Annotated in this window: 15 protein-coding genes; 9 read left to right on the top strand and 6 right to left on the bottom strand. The window is 74.3% G+C overall.

Annotated elements, in window-relative coordinates; genetic code table 11:
• Positions 1–2: 2 nt before the first annotated feature.
• Both IE265_RS09695 and IE265_RS09690 read right to left on the bottom strand, forming a co-directional pair.
• Positions 3–926 (bottom strand): HipA family kinase, encoded by a 924-nt coding sequence (locus tag IE265_RS09695; RefSeq protein WP_190035009.1) that lies wholly within the window; start codon positions 924–926, stop codon positions 3–5.
• Between the two features lie 102 nt (positions 927–1,028).
• Positions 1,029–2,624, bottom strand: a complete 1,596-nt coding sequence (locus IE265_RS09690; protein WP_190035134.1) for an IucA/IucC family protein — start codon at positions 2,622–2,624, stop codon at positions 1,029–1,031.
• An 81-nt stretch (positions 2,625–2,705) separates the two neighbouring features.
• On the opposite strand from IE265_RS09690, the gene IE265_RS09685 reads away from it, so the two are divergent.
• From IE265_RS09685 to IE265_RS09675, 3 genes are read left to right on the top strand one after another with little or no spacing between them, the layout of a single operon-like run.
• Complete coding sequence (locus IE265_RS09685; protein WP_190035008.1) at positions 2,706–4,238, top strand: IucA/IucC family protein; 1,533 nt, start codon at positions 2,706–2,708, stop codon at positions 4,236–4,238.
• A gap of 32 nt (positions 4,239–4,270) precedes the next feature.
• Positions 4,271–5,542: a VWA domain-containing protein gene (locus IE265_RS09680; protein ID WP_190035007.1), complete on the top strand. Its 1,272-nt coding sequence runs from the start codon at positions 4,271–4,273 to the stop codon at positions 5,540–5,542.
• Positions 5,542–6,375, top strand: a complete 834-nt coding sequence (locus IE265_RS09675; protein WP_190035006.1) for a hypothetical protein — start codon at positions 5,542–5,544, stop codon at positions 6,373–6,375. The genes IE265_RS09680 and IE265_RS09675 overlap by 1 nt, the downstream gene beginning before the upstream one ends.
• Before the next feature lie 299 nt (positions 6,376–6,674).
• Here the strand turns inward: IE265_RS09675 and IE265_RS09670 are convergent, their stop codons facing one another.
• Positions 6,675–7,307, bottom strand: a complete 633-nt coding sequence (locus tag IE265_RS09670; protein ID WP_190035005.1) for a winged helix-turn-helix transcriptional regulator — start codon at positions 7,305–7,307, stop codon at positions 6,675–6,677.
• Positions 7,308–7,393: 86 nt separating this feature from the next.
• On the opposite strand from IE265_RS09670, the gene IE265_RS09665 reads away from it, so the two are divergent.
• The 3 genes from IE265_RS09665 to IE265_RS09655 all read left to right on the top strand — a co-directional run bounded on the left by IE265_RS09665 (position 7,394) and on the right by IE265_RS09655 (position 10,049).
• Positions 7,394–8,602, top strand: a complete 1,209-nt coding sequence (locus tag IE265_RS09665) for a pyridoxal phosphate-dependent aminotransferase (RefSeq protein WP_190035004.1) — start codon at positions 7,394–7,396, stop codon at positions 8,600–8,602.
• A gap of 250 nt (positions 8,603–8,852) precedes the next feature.
• Complete coding sequence (locus IE265_RS09660) at positions 8,853–9,503, top strand: hypothetical protein (protein ID WP_190035003.1); 651 nt, start codon at positions 8,853–8,855, stop codon at positions 9,501–9,503.
• A gap of 117 nt (positions 9,504–9,620) precedes the next feature.
• Complete coding sequence (locus IE265_RS09655; protein WP_190035002.1) at positions 9,621–10,049, top strand: acyl-CoA thioesterase; 429 nt, start codon at positions 9,621–9,623, stop codon at positions 10,047–10,049.
• A gap of 71 nt (positions 10,050–10,120) precedes the next feature.
• Here IE265_RS09655 and IE265_RS09650 read toward each other — a convergent pair whose 3' ends face one another.
• Positions 10,121–10,522, bottom strand: a complete 402-nt coding sequence (locus IE265_RS09650) for a winged helix-turn-helix transcriptional regulator (protein WP_190035001.1) — start codon at positions 10,520–10,522, stop codon at positions 10,121–10,123.
• Positions 10,523–10,728: 206 nt separating this feature from the next.
• Here IE265_RS09650 and IE265_RS09645 point away from each other — a divergent pair, with 206 nt between their 5' ends.
• Positions 10,729–12,126, top strand: a complete 1,398-nt coding sequence (locus IE265_RS09645) for an MFS transporter (protein ID WP_229916105.1) — start codon at positions 10,729–10,731, stop codon at positions 12,124–12,126.
• A 432-nt stretch (positions 12,127–12,558) separates the two neighbouring features.
• On the opposite strand, the gene IE265_RS09640 is transcribed toward IE265_RS09645, so the two are convergent.
• Complete coding sequence (locus tag IE265_RS09640; RefSeq protein WP_373302920.1) at positions 12,559–13,419, bottom strand: NAD(P)H-binding protein; 861 nt, start codon at positions 13,417–13,419, stop codon at positions 12,559–12,561.
• A 95-nt stretch (positions 13,420–13,514) separates the two neighbouring features.
• Between IE265_RS09640 and IE265_RS09635 the strand changes: the two genes are divergently transcribed.
• Positions 13,515–14,312 carry a helix-turn-helix domain-containing protein gene (locus IE265_RS09635; protein WP_190034998.1) on the top strand — a complete coding sequence of 266 codons (798 nt, stop codon included), beginning with the start codon at positions 13,515–13,517 and terminating at the stop codon, positions 14,310–14,312.
• A gap of 231 nt (positions 14,313–14,543) precedes the next feature.
• On the top strand, positions 14,544–15,359 hold the full coding sequence (locus IE265_RS09630) for a chitosanase (RefSeq protein WP_190034997.1): 816 nt from the start codon (positions 14,544–14,546) through the stop codon (positions 15,357–15,359).
• Positions 15,360–15,675: 316 nt separating this feature from the next.
• Here the strand turns inward: IE265_RS09630 and IE265_RS09625 are convergent, their stop codons facing one another.
• Positions 15,676–17,142 (bottom strand): nucleobase:cation symporter-2 family protein, encoded by a 1,467-nt coding sequence (locus IE265_RS09625; RefSeq protein ID WP_190034996.1) that lies wholly within the window; start codon positions 17,140–17,142, stop codon positions 15,676–15,678.
• Positions 17,143–17,259 lie beyond the last annotated feature (117 nt).

The raw sequence follows: 17,259 nt of genomic DNA, 5'->3' as shown, positions 1-17,259 counted from the left end.
GGTCAGGGGTTCCCTTCGAGGTGCACGGACCAGTCCTGCTCAGCCGCGGGCCGGCCGTGCAGATCCGGGACGCGCTTGAGCCAGTCCGGCCGGCCCTGCCGGGTCCGTGCCGCGCGGTGGGCGTCCTCGGAGGCGAGCTGCGCACGGCCGGGGAAGTCCGTCGGGAGCCAGGCGGCGGAGGCCCGCACCCTGGCCAGCAGGTAGCCCACATAGGCTTCGCGGGCCTCGTCGGGCGTGGCGAACCCGGGCTCGTCGGCGAGCCAGGCGTCGGGCACCCGGGCGGTCACCTCGCGCAGCAGCTCCTCCGTCACCCGCGGCGCGAGTTCCGCGTCCGCCGCCCGGGTGTCGGGTCCGTACACGCCGAGCGCGTGCCGCCGGAAGTCGTACGCCTTCTCGGGCCGCGAGGTGTCCCAGCGGTGGTGGAAGACCAGGGCGGCGCCGTGGTCGATCAGCCACAGCCGCGGGGGCGCGACCCCGAGGGTGGGCCAGACCATCAGGTTCGAGCTGTGCGTCGTCCGGTCGACGTTCACCGTGAGGGCGTCCAGCCAGACGACGCGTCCGGCCTCCAGCGGGTCGACGGCGAAGGTCTCGGCGGTCTGCGGGGTGAAGTCGGCGGCGCCCGGCAGGTAGTCCATGCCGAGGTTGAGCCCCGCGCTGGCCCGCAGCAGGTCCTGGACCTCCTGGTGCGGCTCGTGCCCGGCGACCGCGGGGTCGAAGTGGACGAGCACCAGCTCGGGGAAGCGCAGGCCGAGGGCGCGCGCCAGTTCGCCCACGACGATCTCGGCGACCAGGGCCTTGCGCCCCTGCGCCGCCCCCGTGAACTTCACGACGTACGTCCCCAGGTCGTCGGCCTCGACGACTCCGGGCACGGAGCCGCCCGCCGTCAGCGGGGTCACGTATCGTTCGGCGGTCACTTCGCGCAGCACACCAGCCACTGTAATTCAGCCGGTCGCGCGCGCGATCGGGAGAAGGGTCCGGCCGCGGGGGCGCGCTCCCCGGCGCTGCCGCGGCGGCCGTGCCGCCGGTCGTCACGCGCGGTCGGCCCCCCGGGCGCGCAGCGGGTTCGGAACGGGCAGGTAGCGCGCCGCCGCCCCGTCCGCCCCGGTCCAGCGCAGCAGCAGATTCGTCTTGCCCGGCAGGGTCGGGGCCGCCAGCAGCCCGGCCACCTCGGGCAGCCCGTCGGCGCACCGGCTGAACTCCCGCCGGGCGCTCTCCCACAGCGCGTGCTCCGGGCAGCGCTCGCCGAGGACCGCCGCGATCTCCAGCAGGTTGTTGACCACCAGGCAGTAGACGAGCCGCTCCCAGCCCGCCGCCCGTGAGACGTCCGGCAGCAGTTTCAGCCCCTCCGCGTCGCGGAACAGCGCCTGCACCGGCGTCCCGTCGGCGTCCACGGCGATCACGGTGTTCTGCAGATGCGCCTCCAGGACGACCCCGTGCCGGGCGAACGCGTCGAGGGCGGGTGGGACGACCTGGCGCAAGTACGCCTCCCACCAGGCCGGCGGATCGACAGGGCCGGTCCAGGGGAAGAGGAGGGGCACGCCGTCGCCCCGGTCCGCGCCGACGGTGGCGGCTGCCCCTCCGCCGCCGACCGCGCACTCCGTCAGCGCGGCGGCCAGCAGGGGGGTCGCACCCGGCGCGACATGGCCGTGCAGCCCGTCGCGCACCAGGACGGCCAGTTCCTCGAAGGCGAAGTCCGCCGTGCGGTAGCCGCGGTCGCTCAGCCAGGCGGCGTCCAGGTCCGCGAACGCGGCGACGGCCGCGGCGTCCGAGCGCCGCAGCCCGAGCAGGTCGTGCCGCCACAGGCGGCGGACGTCGTTGGTGATCCGCACGTCCAGGCTGAACTTCAGGAACAGGTCACCGCCCGCCGGGTGCCGGGGCAGGTGCAGCGTGCGGATCGCCGCCGTCGGCGCCGCCTCGCACTCCGTGCGGCCCAGACGGATGAGCCGCCCGTCCTCGAACGCCTCGGCCAACCCGGCGCCGACCAGGTCGAGTTGCCAGGGGTGGGCGGGCAGGAGCCGGTAGCCGGGCGGGGCCGTGCCCAGGGCGTCGAGGGCCGCCGTGTCCCCCTCCTCCACCACCGCGTCGGCGCGCACCCCGAGCAGCACCAGCGGGAAGCGGGCGTACGCCTCGGGCGCGTACGGCAGCCAGCCGCCCACCGGACCGCCGCCGCGGGCCTTGGGGGCCGGGTGGTACGGATGCCCGGTGATCAGGGACTGCTCGGAGCGCAGGTACGGGTCGCCGGGCGGGACCGCGCCCGCCCGGGCCGTGAGGATCGCGGCCACCGCGTCCCGGCTGTCGGTCATCTCGGCGGGCAGTTCGGAGTTGGACACGCCGGTGTGCTGCCGCAGCACCTCGGCGGTGAGCTTGACCAGCTCGTCGTGGCCGGCGCGCCGCCAGGACCCGGCGGCGTACACCTCGGGCTCGGAGGGGCGGCGTCCCGCCCGCACCCGCAGCAGCCTCCCGCCGGGCGGCAGCCGGTACACGCGCCTCCCGCCCGCCACCGGCGGCACGGGCTCGCCGACCTCCCTCAGCAGACAGTTGAGCAGTGGCGCGGACGCGTACGCGTCCGCGGCGCCCCCGTGGTCCGCGGCTGACAAGGAGTGCATGAGATCCACGCGATCCATTCGTTGCATACGGTGCACTGACGCTCAGTATGTCCGGCGTCGTATCCCGCCGACAGGCCGTCCACACCCGAGGAGCCAGCCGTGCCCCCTCCCCGCACCCCGGCCGACATCGAGGCCGCCCTCGCCGCCGAGCTGCGCACCGTACGACCCGCTCTGCTGCCCCGGTACACGGCCGAGCTCCCCGGGGCCCGGGCGGCCGTGCTGTCCCGGCTGTGGCGCGGGCTCGCCCACGAGCCGCTGCCCTGGGTGACGCGCCGCGAGGCCCGGCGCGGCGGGCTGACGCTCCGGCTGTCCGGCGGAGGGCGGCTCGACGGACCGGCCCCGGACCCCTTCGGGACGGCCGCCGGCATCACCCGGGTGGAGCTCGACGGGCGGGCTCACGACCGTCCGGCGGCGCTCGTGGCGGCGCTCGGCCTGCCGCACGGAGCGGGCTTCGCCGCCGAACTCGCGCACAGCACGGCCTCGTTGGCCCTGTCCCGCGCGAACCGGGTGCCGGACGGGACGCCCGGCGCCTCCTGGGAGTGGGAGCAGCGGGTCGTGGACGGGCACCCGTTCCACCCCAACTGCCGTTCCCGCCCCGGCTTCTCGGTGGCGGAGCAGCTCGCGTACGCGCCCGAGCACCGGGCGGTGGTCGGGCTCGCCCTGCTCGCCGTGCCCGAGGACGGCTGCCTGGTGACCGGCGAGTGGCCGTACCGGGAGCGGGGCCGGGTGCTGGTCCCGGTGCATCCGTGGCAGGCCCGGCACGTGCTGAAGGACGACGGCGCCACCGGCCGGGACCTGGCGGCCCATCCCCTGATGTCGCTGCGCACCCTGGCCCTGCCCGGCGGGCCGCACGTCAAGACCGCGCTCAGCGCCCGGCTCACCTCCTCCGTGCGGGACATCTCGGTGTACTCGATCGAGTCCGCGGCAACCGTCTCGGCGTTCATGGCGGCGACGGCGGCGCGGCTCGACGGGCTGCTGCACGTCACCCGCACGCTGGGCGCCGTCTCCGCGCGCACGCCCGACCTGGCGGCGGTGCTGCGGGAGCCCCCGGACGTGTACGCGCGGACCGGTGAGCGGGTGGTGCCCGTCGCGGCGCTCGCCGCGGACGTGCTGCCCCGGTCGGCGTCCTGGCTCGCCCGGTTCACCCGCCTCGCGCTGACCGTCGGCCTGCGGCTGCTCGACCTGGGCGTCGCCCTGGAGGCGCATGGCCAGAACCTGCTCGTGGTGCTGTCGCCCGACGGGGAGCCGCTGCGGCTGGTCTACCGCGACCTGGCCGACATCCGGATCAGTCCCGCCCGGCTGGCACGACACGGCATCCCTGCCCCCGAACTGACGGGCCGTATCGTCACGGACGACGAATCCGTGCTGCGCGGCAAGCTGTTCGGCTCCCTCGTCGCGGGAACGCTGGCGGCGACGGCGGGCTCGACGGCCGCGCTGCGCGAGGCGCTGTCGACGGCGGCACCGGACCTGCCGCGCACCGCCGACCTCGTCGCGCTGCTCGAAGAGCCGCTGCCGGCCAAGGCGTTGACGGCGATGCGGCTGTCGCCCGAACGACCGGGGGACCTCTGGGCGCGGCTGCCCAACCCGCTCTCCGCGCCGGACTCCGTACCCCCCGCCGACCACCCGCTTTGAAGCGCGGCGCGTTCGGTCAATAGGATCCGGCGATGATCACAAGACAACGGCTGGCGGCGGGCGCCTGCGTCCTGCTCGCCGCCCTGACGGCCGGGATCGCTCTCCCGACCGGAGCCGCCGCCGGTGAACCCACCGGCGACGACGCGCCCAAGGTCAACCTCGTGCTCGACGTCAGCGGTTCCATGCGGGCCCGGGACATCGACGGCCAGACGCGGATGGCTGCGGCGAAACAGGCCTTCAACGAGGTGCTCGACGCGACCCCCGAGGAGGTTCAGCTCGGCATACGGACGCTCGGCGCCGACTATCCCGGCGACAACCGGAAGACGGGCTGCAAGGACACCGCCCAGCTGTACCCGGTGGGTCCGCTGGACCGCACCGAGGCGAAGACCGCGGTGGCGACCCTGTCGCCCACCGGCTGGACGCCCATCGGGCCCGCGCTGCTCGCCGCGGCCGACGACCTGGAGGGCGGCGAGGGCTCCCGCCGTATCGTCCTCATCAGTGACGGCGAGGACACCTGCGCGCCGCTCGACCCGTGCGAGGTGGCCCGGGAGATCGCCGCGAAGGGGATCGGCCTCACCATCGACACGCTCGGCCTGGTGCCGAACACCAAGATGCGCCAGCAGCTGAGTTGCATCGCCGAGGCCACCGGCGGCACGTACACCTCGGTGGAGCACACCGAGGAACTCACCGACAAGGTCAACCAGTTGGTCGACCGGGCGGCCGACCCGGTGGTGACGCCCGTCGCCGTCGAGGGCGCCGGGGCCTGCGCGCAGGCTCCCACTCTCAAGTCCGGCCTCTACACGGACCGCGAGGAGTTCGGGCAGCACCGCTGGTACCGCGTGGACGTGGCGCCCGGAAAGGAACTGCGCGCCTCGGTCAGCGTCGCCGCGGACCGCCGGGTGAACCAGGACTACGGTGTGTCACTGAGGGCGGTGACCGCGAGCGGCCGCGAGATCGTGCGCGGCGAGTCCACGGGCAGCGGCCGGACCGACGTCATGTCGGCCGGACTGCGCTACCCCAAGGCCGAGAGCGACGACGACTCCGACGAGGACACGGCCGAGGTCGTGTGCCTCCAGGTCGCCAACTCCTTCTCGGCCGCGTCCGGGGTCAAGACGACACCCGGGCTGCCCCTCGAACTGACCGTCGACGTCGTCGACGGCCCCGGCTCGTCCGACGACGTGGCCTCGTTCGGTCTCGGACGCGGCTGGTGGCTGCTCGGCGCCCTGGTCATCACCGGCTTCCTCGCGGGTGTGCTGTGGGGCTGGATCTCGCGCTGGCGGATCGCGGTCTGGAGGACCAACTGATGCGTATCACCCGTGTGTCGAGTGCCGTCCGGGCGGTGGGCGCGGCCGCGCTCGTCGTGCTGGCCGCCGCGTCCCCCGCGGCCGCCGACGCCTCGCCCTCCGCCGGCCCGTCGGACGGCGCCGACGCGCCCACCTCGGCCGGCACGTCCTTCCGTACGGCCGCCGAGGTCGACCAGGGGCAGACGGCCACCGCGACCGCGTCCACCGGTGACTACCTCTACTGGTCGTTCCCCGCCGACGCCGGCCAACGGCCCACCGTGCGCGCGACGGTGAAGCTGCCGAAGGCGCACGCCTCGGCCACCTGGCAGGTCGACGTGTACGACGGTCTGCGCAACCGCCAGGCGTGCCAGTACGGGGCGCAGACGCGGACGGCGGCCCAGGACGCGCCCGAGGTGACGCTATCCTGCACGCTGCGCACGGTCCGCGCGTGGTCCGAGCCGTGGGCCGACGACCCGCTGCCCGGCACGTACTACGTCCGGCTGACCACCGTCGGACTGCGGTCGGCCGACCTCGGCCTGCCGGTGTCCGCCGAACTGCGCGTCGAGTCCAAGGACATCGGCGGAGCGGCGGCGGTGGACGGCTCGCTGGCGGAGCCGCTGGTCCCCGGCATCGCCGTCACCGGTGCGGACGAGGCCGGGGACGACGAGGAGTCGGACACGTCCGTCGCCGTGCTGTCCAGCATCGAGCCGGACGACGGCTGGTCCTCGGGCTGGTGGTCCGACCGCTGGGTGTGGACCGGCGTGGGCGGGGTGCTGGCGGCTCTCGCGGGTGTCGCCGGGTACTCGCTGACACGGGGTCCCGGCCGCCCCTCTCGGGTTCCGCCGGGCGCCTGAGCCCCGGGCTCCGCGTGGCCCGTCGCGCCGTTCACCGGCGCGGCGGGCCGCGCGGCGCTCACCCCGGGCCCGGCGGCCCGGCCGGCCCCGGGCTCGCGGCTCGCGGCTCGCGGCTCGCGATTCCCCGACGCCCGGCTCCCGTCCGCCGGAACCGAACGCCCACGCACTCGCGTTGCCCTGCGTCCGACCCCCGACTCCCGACTCCCGGCCCGCGGCCGGAGATTGCCGGAGCCGGAGCCGACCGCGGACCCGGCTGCGGCATGACGTGCCGGTGCGGCCGATCCCGCTGTCGCGGGAGGTCAGCTCTCGCGCAGGGTCTTGGCGAGCGTCCCCTCCCCCGTCACCGTGACGCGTCCGTCGCGTACGGCCTCCCGCAGGGTCAGTTCGCCCCTGCCGAGTGCCGCGCACACCTCGGCGTCGAGCGTGAGCAGCGCGTCGGGCTCCTCGGGCGCGGGCCCCTCGCCGTAGGCCGGCCCGTCCTGCGCGCCGCGGCGGACGTGGAACTCCCCTTCGTCCAGGCGCACCTGGACGGTTCCGTCGCCCGGCCCCGCGAGGGACCGCAGCAGCGGCAGCGCGAACCAGTGGGCGCGCACCGCGTCCGTCGGCCGCCGCTCCGCCAGCAGGGGCGCCCCCCACTCGCCGAGGGCCTGCAGCACGGGCAGCAACTCCCTTCCGCGCCCCGTCAGTTCGTAGACGTACGCGGCGCCGGGCGGCGGCAGCCTGCGCCGCGTCGCGAGGCCGTCCCGCTCCATGTCCTTGAGCCGGGAGGCCAGTACGTCCGTGCTCACACCGGGCAGGTCCGCGTGCAGGTCGGTGTAGCGGCGTGGCCCGGCGAACAGCTCGCGCACGATCAGCAGGGTCCAGCGGTCACCGAGGGCGTCGAGGGCCCGGGCGGCGGAACAGTACTGGTCGTAGCTTCGGCGAGGTGACATGCGACGCAGTCTAGACATGTTGTTGGACTTTCCAAGCGCCCACTTGGTAAAACCAAGCAACACCACAACCTGGAGGTGCGCACCGCATGGAGTTCCGGCAGTCGAGCAAGCTCAGCGAGGTCTGTTACGAGATCCGGGGCCCGGTCATCGAGCACGCGAACGCGCTCGAGGAGGCAGGCCACAGCGTGCTGCGCCTCAACACCGGCAACCCAGCGCTCTTCGGCTTCGAGGCACCGGAGGAGATCCTCCAGGACATGATCCGGATGCTCCCCCAGGCACACGGCTACACGGACTCGCGCGGCATCCTGTCCGCCCGGCGTGCCGTCGCGCAGCGCTACCAGGAGCGCGGGCTCGACGTGGACGTCGACGACGTCTTCCTGGGCAACGGCGTGTCCGAACTCGTCTCGATGGCCGTCCAGGCGCTCGTCGAGGACGGCGACGAGATCCTGATCCCCGCACCGGACTTCCCGCTCTGGACCGCCGTGACGACCCTCGCGGGCGGCCGGGCCGTGCACTACCTGTGCGACGAGCAGGCCGAGTGGTACCCCGACCTGGACGACATGGCCGCGAAGATCACGGACCGCACCAAGGCCGTCGTCATCATCAACCCGAACAACCCGACGGGCGCCGTCTATCCGAAGGAGGTCATCGAGGGCATCCTCGAACTCGCCCGCCGGCACGGCCTCATGGTCTTCGCCGACGAGATCTACGACCAGATCCTCTACGACGACGCCGTGCACCACTCGGCCGCCGCGCTCGCCCCCGACCTGGTGGTCCTCACCTTCTGCGGGCTCTCGAAGACCCACCGGGTGGCCGGCTTCCGCTCCGGCTGGCTCGTCGTCACGGGACCCCGGGAGCGGGCGAGGAACTACCTGGAGGGCCTCACCATGCTGGCCTCCATGCGGCTGTGCGCCAACGCGCCCGCGCAGTACGCCATCCAGGCGGCACTCGGCGGCCGCCAGTCGATCCACGAACTCACCGCCCCCGGCGGCAGGTTGCGGGAGCAGCGGGACCGGGCCTGGGAGAAGCTGAACGAGATCCCCGGGGTGTCCTGCGTGAAGCCGAAGGGCGCGCTGTACGCGTTCCCCCGCATCGACCCGGACGTGCACAAGATCCACGACGACGAGAGGTTCGTCCTGGACCTGCTGCTCCGCGAGAAGATCCAGGTCGTCCAGGGCACCGGCTTCAACTGGCCGCGCCCCGACCACTTCCGCATCCTCATCCTGCCGCACGCCGACGACCTCGACGCGGCCATCAGCCGCATAGGGCGATTCCTGAGCGGCTACCGGCAGTAGCCGAACCCGGGCGTCGCGCCCGGAGCCGGGCCCTCGTGCGCGGAGCCGGGCCGTCGTGCGCGGGCGCCGATTCGTGCGCGGGCGCCGATTCGTGCGCGGGGCCCTGTTCTCGCCCGGCCGGAGGGCAGGGGCGGGGCAGGGGCCGATTGTCGGACCCGGGTCGTAGCCTTCCAGGAGGCCCGCGGGTCCGCCGGACGGTCCGGACCCGGCGGACGGGCCCGCCGCCGACCACGCCCGGAAGGAGCCTGCCGTGACACGACCGCCGACCGCCGCGCAGCGGCGCGTCATCGACGCCGCCGACCCCGTCACCGGGCGGCTCAGGGGCACGGAGAGCCAGCTCGCGGCACTCGTGCGGCACGGTCTCGCATTCCGCCACCCCCGGCCGCCGCGCGACCACTTCCTGACCCCCGCGGGGCACCGCGTACGGGAGGAGCGCGAGGCCGCGGCCCGCCCGGAGACCGCGGCTGCCGCGGGCGCCACCGCGCCGCCGCCCGCCGCTTCGGGCGTGTTCGCCGCACGTGTCGGCGGCGAGGAGGACGCCGGCACCGGTCCGGCCCGCGTCCGCGAGGTGCACAGCGCCTGGCAGGGGCTGCTGGAGCTGCGCAGGATGACGAACCGGGACGGCGGCACCGACCGCCCCTGCGCCTGGGAGCGCACGCACCTGGTGCAGGCCGCGGCGCTCGCCCTGGAGGCCGCGGGGCACCGGCCCGCCGGCGCCGGCCCCGAGGGGTACCGGGTCCGCGCCACGCCGCAGCCCGAGGCCGTCGCGGTCCGCGACCCCGACCCCGTGGCCCTGCGGGCGTGCGCGGCGACCCTGGAGGCGGCAGGATGGCAGGTCGGAGAGCACGCCGAGCCCCGCACGGGCGCGCGCTGCCTGCTGGCGTCGCCCCGGCGGGTCTGACCGTGGTCCCGGGCGGCAGCGAGGGCGCGGGTCTGCACGCGGCCACCCGGCGTCGAGCCGGGTGAGCAACCGCTCAGTACGCTGGCGTCGATCCTGTTCGCCGTAGAAGGGGAAGTCGTGGCCGAACCGTTTTCCGTCCCGGTGACCGTGCGCGGGTACGAGACAGATGTCCAGGGGCACGTCAACCAGGCCGTGTACGTGAACTACGCGGAGCACGCGCGCTGGTCGCTGCTGCGGGCCGGCGGAATCACCCAGGCCGGCCTGGCCGCCAAGGGGGTGGGCCCGGTGTCGCTGGAGATGACCATCCGCTACCTCAGGGAGCTGCGGGCCGGTGACGAGGTGGAGGTGACCTGCGCCTTCGACTGGGGCGGCGGAAAGGGCAGGACGTTCCGGATCGAGCAGACGATCCGCAGGACCGACGGCACCGTGGCGGCCGAACTGACGGCCGTCGGCGGCGTGATGGACCTCTCCGAACGGCGGCTGGTCGCGGACCCCCGGGAGCACTTCCGCGCACTCGCCTCCGACCCGCACGTCCTCGGCCTCTGAGAGCACGCCGGGCGGTCCGTCCCACCGCGGGACGGACCGGCCGGCCCACTCCCGCGCCCGCCGGCGTGGCGTCAGGAGTCCAGCAGCTCCGGCCGGTGCTTGGCGTCATAGGCGGCGCGCGACTCGGCGATCGTGACCCGGTGCCGCTCCGCCCAGTCGGTGAGTCCCAGCAGCGTCGCGTGCAACTCCGCCGCCACCGGCGTCAGTTCGTACTCCACCTTCGGCGGGACCGTCGGGTGGACCGTGCGGGTGAGCAGCCCGTCCCGCTCCAGGTTGCGCAGTGTCAGCGTGAGCATGCGGCGGCTGATGCCCTCGATGCTCCGCTCCAACTCCGTGAACCGGATGGGCCCGTGGGCGGCCGCGACGATGATCAGCACACTCCACTTGCCCGCGACCCTGTCAAGAACCTCGCGGACAGGACACGCCTGCGCGTTCACGACCTGCGAGGTAACACCGGTGTTCCCCTGGGACATCGAGGTGCCTCCTTATGCCGGCCTCCATGGTCACTCACGATGTTCCCCGTTACAAGTCGTGCACCAATGGAACATCCAGCAGTGTTGTGGAGGCTGTGGCCATGTCGTCAAGGATCCCACCCCGGAGCGGGACACCCTCGGAGCGGACCGCGGAGCGAACGCACTCCCGTCGGGCGTCCCTCGTCGTCCTGTGCGCCGGAGCGCTGATGACGATCCTCGACGGCAACATCGTGACCGTGGCGATGCCCGCGATCCAGAACGACCTCGGCTTCTCGGGCCCGGGGCTCGCGTGGGTCGTCAACGCGTACCTGATCCCCTTCGGAGGACTGCTGCTGCTCGCGGGGCGACTGGGCGACCTGGTCGGCCGCAGGCGGATGTTCACCTCCGGGCTCGTCGTGTTCACCGTGGCGTCCGCCCTCTGCGGGGTCGCCACCGGCCAGGGCGCCCTCGTCGCGGCGCGGGCGCTCCAGGGGGTGGGCGGCGCGATGACGTCGGCGGTGGTGCTTGGCATGCTGGTCCGCCTCTTCCCCGAGCCGCGTGAACTCGCCCGGGCCATCGCGGTGTTCAGCGCGGTCGGCGCGGCGGGCGGTGCGCTCGGCACGTTCCTCGGCGGCGCCCTCACCCAGGCCCTGGGATGGCACTGGATCTTCCTCATCAACGTGCCGATCGGCGCGGTGGCCTGGATCTCGGCCCTGCGCGTCATCGAGCCCGACCGGGGAGCGGGACTGCGCGCCGGCGCCGACTATCCGGGGTCCGCGCTGGTCACCGGCGCGCTGATGCTGACGGTGTACACGATCGTCGGCGCGGGGGAACGCTCCGCCGGGTCCACCCTCGTGCTGGCCGCGGCCCCGGTCACCCTGTTCGCCGCGTTCGCCCTGCGGCAGACCCGGGCCGAACGCCCGCTGATCCGGCCCGGGTTGCTCCACTCCCGCCTGCTCACCGGCGCCAACGCAGTGCAGATGCTGATGGTCGCGGCCATGTTCGGCTTCCAGTACATCGGCGCGCTCTACATCCAACGGGTACTGGGTTTCGGTGAGTTGCTGACCGGTACGGCCTTCCTCCCCGCACCCGTGCTCATCGGGGTGCTGATGCTGGGGCTGTCCGCGCGGACGATCGGACGCTTCGGCGCCCACCGCGTCCTGCTCGCCGGGCTCTCGCTGATCACAGCGGGTATGGCGCTGCTGAGCCGCCTGCCTGCCGACGGGTCCTACGCCGTGGACGTGCTGCCCGCGATGCTGCTGCTCTCCGCGGGGTTCGCGGCGGCGATGCCCGCGGTGACCGGGCTCGCCATGTCGGGGGCCCGCGAGGAGGACGCCGGGCTGGCCTCCGGTCTCTTCAACACGACGCAGGTCGTGGGCGGTTCGCTGGGACTGGCCGTGCTCACCACCCTCGCCGCCGACCGTACGGACGGCCTGCTGGCCGCGGGCGTGCGACTCGTCCCGGCGACCACCGACGGATACCGCCTGGCGTTCACCGTCGGTACCGGGATCGCCGCGGCGGCCCTGCTGCTCGCGGTGCCGGCCCTCCGTCCCGGGCCCGCCGCACCGGCCGGGCCGGGCACGGACGGGGAGTCCGCGCAGGACCGCGCCGGGACACGCGCCTGACACGGTCGCCGGAGCGCGCGGTACGGCCGTCGCACCGGCGGCCCGGGGCCGCGCGGTGGAGCCGCGCGGGCAGGGCGCCGGCCCGACCGCGCGGCCGACCCATGGGGGCGACCGAGACCGGACCGTGAGAGCCGACCGTGAAGTCGGGGCGCGTGCCGGGGCATTCGGGGTGCCTGCCGGGTCATTGGGACGAGGGCACGGGCCGCCGTACACTCCCTGGCCCGACCTGGCCCGAGACGGTCCAACCCCCATCGCCACCCGCTCCGGCCCGGCTCGACCTGGCCGCCCACCCGTCGCCACCCGGCCGGGCCGACCCGACCCGCGTCGACACAGCCGACCCGCCCCGACCCGCCCCGACCCGACCCGGACGCCCTCCCCCGGCGTCGTCCGGCGTCCCCTGGGGTGACCCGGGTCAACCGGGCTCGCCCCCGGTCACCCGTCCGCGAAGGCCTCGCGATGGTCCCGCGCCCACTCCCGGTAGCTGCGCGGCGCCCGGCCGAGCACCTGCCGCACCTCCTCCGTCACGACGTCGTTGCCGCCCCGGCGGACGAACGCGTTGCCCGCGCTCACCCCCTCCACGTACTCCGCGTCCATGCCCCACTCGGACATCCGGGTCCGCGCCCTGTCCGGTGCGAGGTCCTCGGTGCCGACCGGTCGGCCGAGCACCTCGGCGAGGACCGCGGCCTGGTCGGGGACGCTGAGCGTCTCCGGTCCCGTGAGCGTGTACGTCCGGCCCGCGTGCCGCGCCGAGAGCAGTGCTTCGGCGGCGACCGCGGACACGTCGCGCGGATCGACCACACCCTGGCGGCCGTCGCCGGTCATGTTCGGTACCGGTTCGCCCGCGCGGACGGCCCCGGCCCAGCTCAGGGTGTTCGACGCGAAGGACGAGGGACGCAGGACGGTCCACTGCACACCGCTGTCCCGGACCGCCCGCTCACCCGGGAGGTGCCAGGTGCCGACCCTCCCGAGCCCGGACTCGCCGGTCCCGATCGCGGACAGCTTCACGATGCGGCCCACACCCGCGGCCAGGGCCCGCGCGACCAGGGCGCGGTCCCGCTCGGCGTCGTCGGGGCCGAGCACGCCGACCAGGAAGACCGCCTCGACTCCGCCGAGGGCCGCGTCCACGGACGCGAGGTCGAGGTAGTCCCCTCGCGCCACCTCCACCGCCGCCCCCTCCGGCGCCCTCATCCGGGACGGGTCGCGGGTGAGGGCGCGGACCTTCCCGCCGCGCTCCGCGAGCAGGCGGACGACTCCACTGCCGATGGTGCCCGTGGCACCGGTGACCAGGATCATGGGAACCACCGTGCCCGTGGGCCGCCCGGGGCTCTAGGAGATTCCGGCACGGTTCGGCGGGCCCCGCGACCGACCGGCGCGTCTACCGTGGTCGGGTGACGAGCCCTCTTCCCGAACAGGCCCTGGCCACCCCCGAGTCCCTGCGGTCCTGGGTCGCCGGGATAGAGGCCGGTTCGTCGGACGGGTCGGCCCGCGAGCCGTTCACCCGTCTCCCGGACGCGGCGACGAAGCTGGTCGTCCGGGTGGAGGGCGACGGCACGAGCGATGCCCTGGTCGTCGGGCCCCGCACCCGCGCCTCGTACCACGCGAGCGAGCGGGTCGTATCGTGCGTGCAGGTCCGGCTCGGCCCGGGCACGGCACGCCCTCTGCTCGGCGTGCCCGCGCTCGAACTCGTCGGACGGATCGTGCGCCTCGGGACCTTGCCCGACGCGTCGGCCCGTCAACTCGCCCAGGAGCTCAAGGGGTTGAAGCCCGCCGAGGTCGTGGGCCACCTGGCCGAGGTGCTGCCGGAGCGGCTTCCGGCCCGTACGGACCAGGGCCGCCGCGAGGTGCTGCGGGCCGCCGTCGAGGCGCTGTCGACCACGGCCGGCCGCACTCCGGCCCCGATACACGACCTGGCACGCCGACTCGCCGTCAGTGAGCGGCAGTTGCGCAATCTGTTCGCCGAGGGCGTGGGCGTCTCGCCGAAGCACTTCGCCCGCATCGACCGGGTGCGGCACGTGCTCGCCCATGCCGCGGAGGGCTCCTGGGCGGGACTCGCGGCCTCCACCGGGTACTACGACCAGTCCCACATGACCGCCGACTTCCGCACGCTCATGGGTGTGCCGCCCACGTCGTACTTCAACGGGCGCCTCCCGGACGCCGGGCCCTGTCAGGCGCTCACCCGGATCTGAGCGTCCGCCGGGCCCACCCGCGGGAGGCCTCCCCCACCCCACTCGCCGGAGCCCCGCGCCGCCCGCGCCTGCCCCGGCCGTGTGGGGCCCCGGTCCCCCACGCACGGGCCGAGGGGGCGGTCCGACACCCCGCACCACTTTCCCCTTGACGGGTATACGTCACTCGGAATCTCTGGTAGGAAACTTTCCTAACAGTACGGATCGAAGACTCCCACCCCCACTGGAGGTCCCGTGCACACCCCCCACATCACCTCGTCCCGGCGTACGTTCCTCGCCGTGGCCGGAGCGGCCCTGGTGGCCGGCCCGCTCGTCGCCGCCCGGTCCGCGAGCGCCGCGCCCGCCGGCCTCGACGACCCGGCGAAGAAGGAGATCGCCATGAAGCTGGTGTCCAGCGCGGAGAACTCCTCGCTGGACTGGAAGGCGCAGTACAAGTACATCGAGGACATCGGCGACGGCCGCGGCTACACCGCGGGGATCATCGGATTCTGCTCAGGCACGGGCGACATGCTGGACCTCGTCGAGCTGTACACGCGCCGCCGTCCCGGCAACGCGCTGTCCGGCTACCTGCCCGCGCTGCGCCGCGTCGACGGGACCGACTCCCACGAGGGCCTCGACCCCGGATATCCGGACGCCTGGCGCCGGGCGGCCCAGGACGGCGCGTTCCGGCAGGCCCAGGACGACGAGCGGGACCGCGTCTACTTCAACCCTGCCGTCCGGCAGGCCAAGGCGGACGGAGTCGGTGTGCTCGGGCAGTTCGCGTACTACGACGCCATCGTCATGCACGGCGACGGCGGCGACAGCGCGAGCTTCGGCAGCATCCGCCGGCGGGCCCTCGGCCGGGCCAGGCCGCCCGCCCAGGGCGGCGACGAGGTGACGTACCTGCACGCGTTCCTCGACGCCCGGGTGTGGGCGATGAAGCAGGAGGCGGCCCACGAGGACACCAGCCGGGTGGACACCGCCCAGCGCGTCTTCCTCAGGAACCGGAACCTGAATCTGGATCCGCCCCTGGACTGGCAGGTGTACGGGGACAGCTTCCACATCGGCTGAGCCCCGCCGCCGCCCCCTCGCGGGCGGCACGGTCACCCCGCCGGAGTCCGGCGGGGTGACCGTGCGGGACGGACCGGAGTCCCGTGTCCCGTGTCCCAGGCCCCGATCCGTCACCCCGATCCGTCACCCGGGGGGGCGTGCCCCGGACCGCGGGCTCACGAGAGCCCTTGCCCCTGGGCCCGGGGGCGCGTAGGCCCGAAATCCCGGAGTCCCGTACCGCCGGAGTCGGTCGGCGGGCCCCCGTACCGCCGGAGTCGGTCGGCGGGCTCCCGTACCGCCGGAGTCCCGGCCGTCGGCCGCCCTCGGGCCCCGGACCTCAGCGCGCCGTCGCCGCCGACTGCCCCGGTACGGCGCCGGGGGCGGTGTCCTCACGGGGGCCCGCGATCCGCTCGCCCGGCTCCATGGGGTGGGTCACGTCGTCCGCGTCCTGTCCCTGGCCGATGTGGTTGAAGACGAGGTTGAGGGCCACGGCGGCGAGGCATCCCGTGGAGATTCCGGAGTCCAGGATGATCCTCGCGGTCTCCGGGAACGCGTGGTAGAACTCCGGCGCCGTGATCGGGACGATGCCGACGGCCAGTGAGACCGCCACGATCAGGACGTTGTTGTCCCGGTCGAGTCCGGCCCCGACCAGCGTCCGGATGCCGCTCGCGGCCACCGAGCCGAAGAGGACCACGCCCGCGCCGCCGAGCACGGGGCGCGGCACCACGGCGATGAGCGACGCGGCCATGGGGCACAGCCCCATCAGGACCAGGAAGCCTCCGCCGGCCGCGACGACGTACCGGCTGCGGACGCGGGTCATCGCGACCAGGCCGATGTTCTGGGCGAAGGCACTGCACATGAACCCGTTGAAGAGCGGGCTGAGGGCGGAGCCGAGGGCGTCGGCGCGCAGGCCCGCGGCGATGGTCCGCTCGTCGGCCGGCCGGTCGACGATCTCGCCCAGCGCCAGCATGTCCGCGGTCGACTCCGTCATCGAGACGACCATCACCACGCACAGCGAGACGATGGCGGCGAGCTGGAACTGCGGGGCGCCGAAATGGAACGGGGTGGGGAAGCCGACGACGGCGGCGTCCGCCACCGGGGCGAAGTCGGCGGCGCCGAGGGGGACGGCGACGAGTGTCCCCGCGACCAGACCGAGCAGGACGGCGATCTGCTTGACGAATCCGCGGGTGAAGCGGCGCAGGAGCAGCACGATGACCAGCGTCGCGCCCGCGAGGCCCAGGTTGGTCGTCGAGCCGAAGTCGCCGGCCGTGGGATCCGGCCCCTGTGCCCAGCCGAAGGCGACCGGCATCAGCGAGATGCCGATGAGGGTGATCACGGTGCCGGTGACGACGGGCGGGAAGAAGCGCACCGCCTTGCTGAAGAAGGGTGCGGCCAGGAAGCCGAGCGCGCCCGCCACGATCACCGCTCCGAAGATGACGGGCAGCGCGTCGTGCTTGTCCTCCGTGGAGTCGACGATCGCGATCATCGGGGCGACCCCGGCGAAGGTGACGCCGTTGACGAACGGCAGCCGTGCGCCGATCCGCCATACGCCGAGGGTCTGCAGGAAGGTGGCGAGGCCGGCGGTGAACAGGCAGGCGCCGGTGAGGAAGGTCAGGTCGGCCGGGGACAGGCCCACGGCGGCGCCGACTATCAGCGGCGGGGCGACCACACCCGCGTACATGGCGGCCACGTGCTGCAGACCGCTGGTCGCCGTCCTGAGGGCGGGCAGTCTCTCGTCGACCGGATGCCGGGTGGTGCCGGTCGGGTGTACGTCCGTGCTGCTGGGCGTGGTCTGGTCGGCCACGGCGGCTCCTCCGGTCGGTGGCACGTCTGCGGTGACGTGGGTGTCAGGGAGGTGGGGCTCGGTCGTGCGGGACCGGGACGATGCCCGTCACGGGGAGGCGTGGCGGGGTGACCGTCC

Origin of the sequence: Streptomyces fructofermentans, assembly GCF_014651055.1 — a bacterium.
Lineage (GTDB): Bacteria > Actinomycetota > Actinomycetes > Streptomycetales > Streptomycetaceae > Streptomyces > Streptomyces fructofermentans.
The sequence above is the reverse complement of the archived record's forward strand: the minus strand, read 5'-3'. Positions and strand labels throughout refer to the sequence as shown.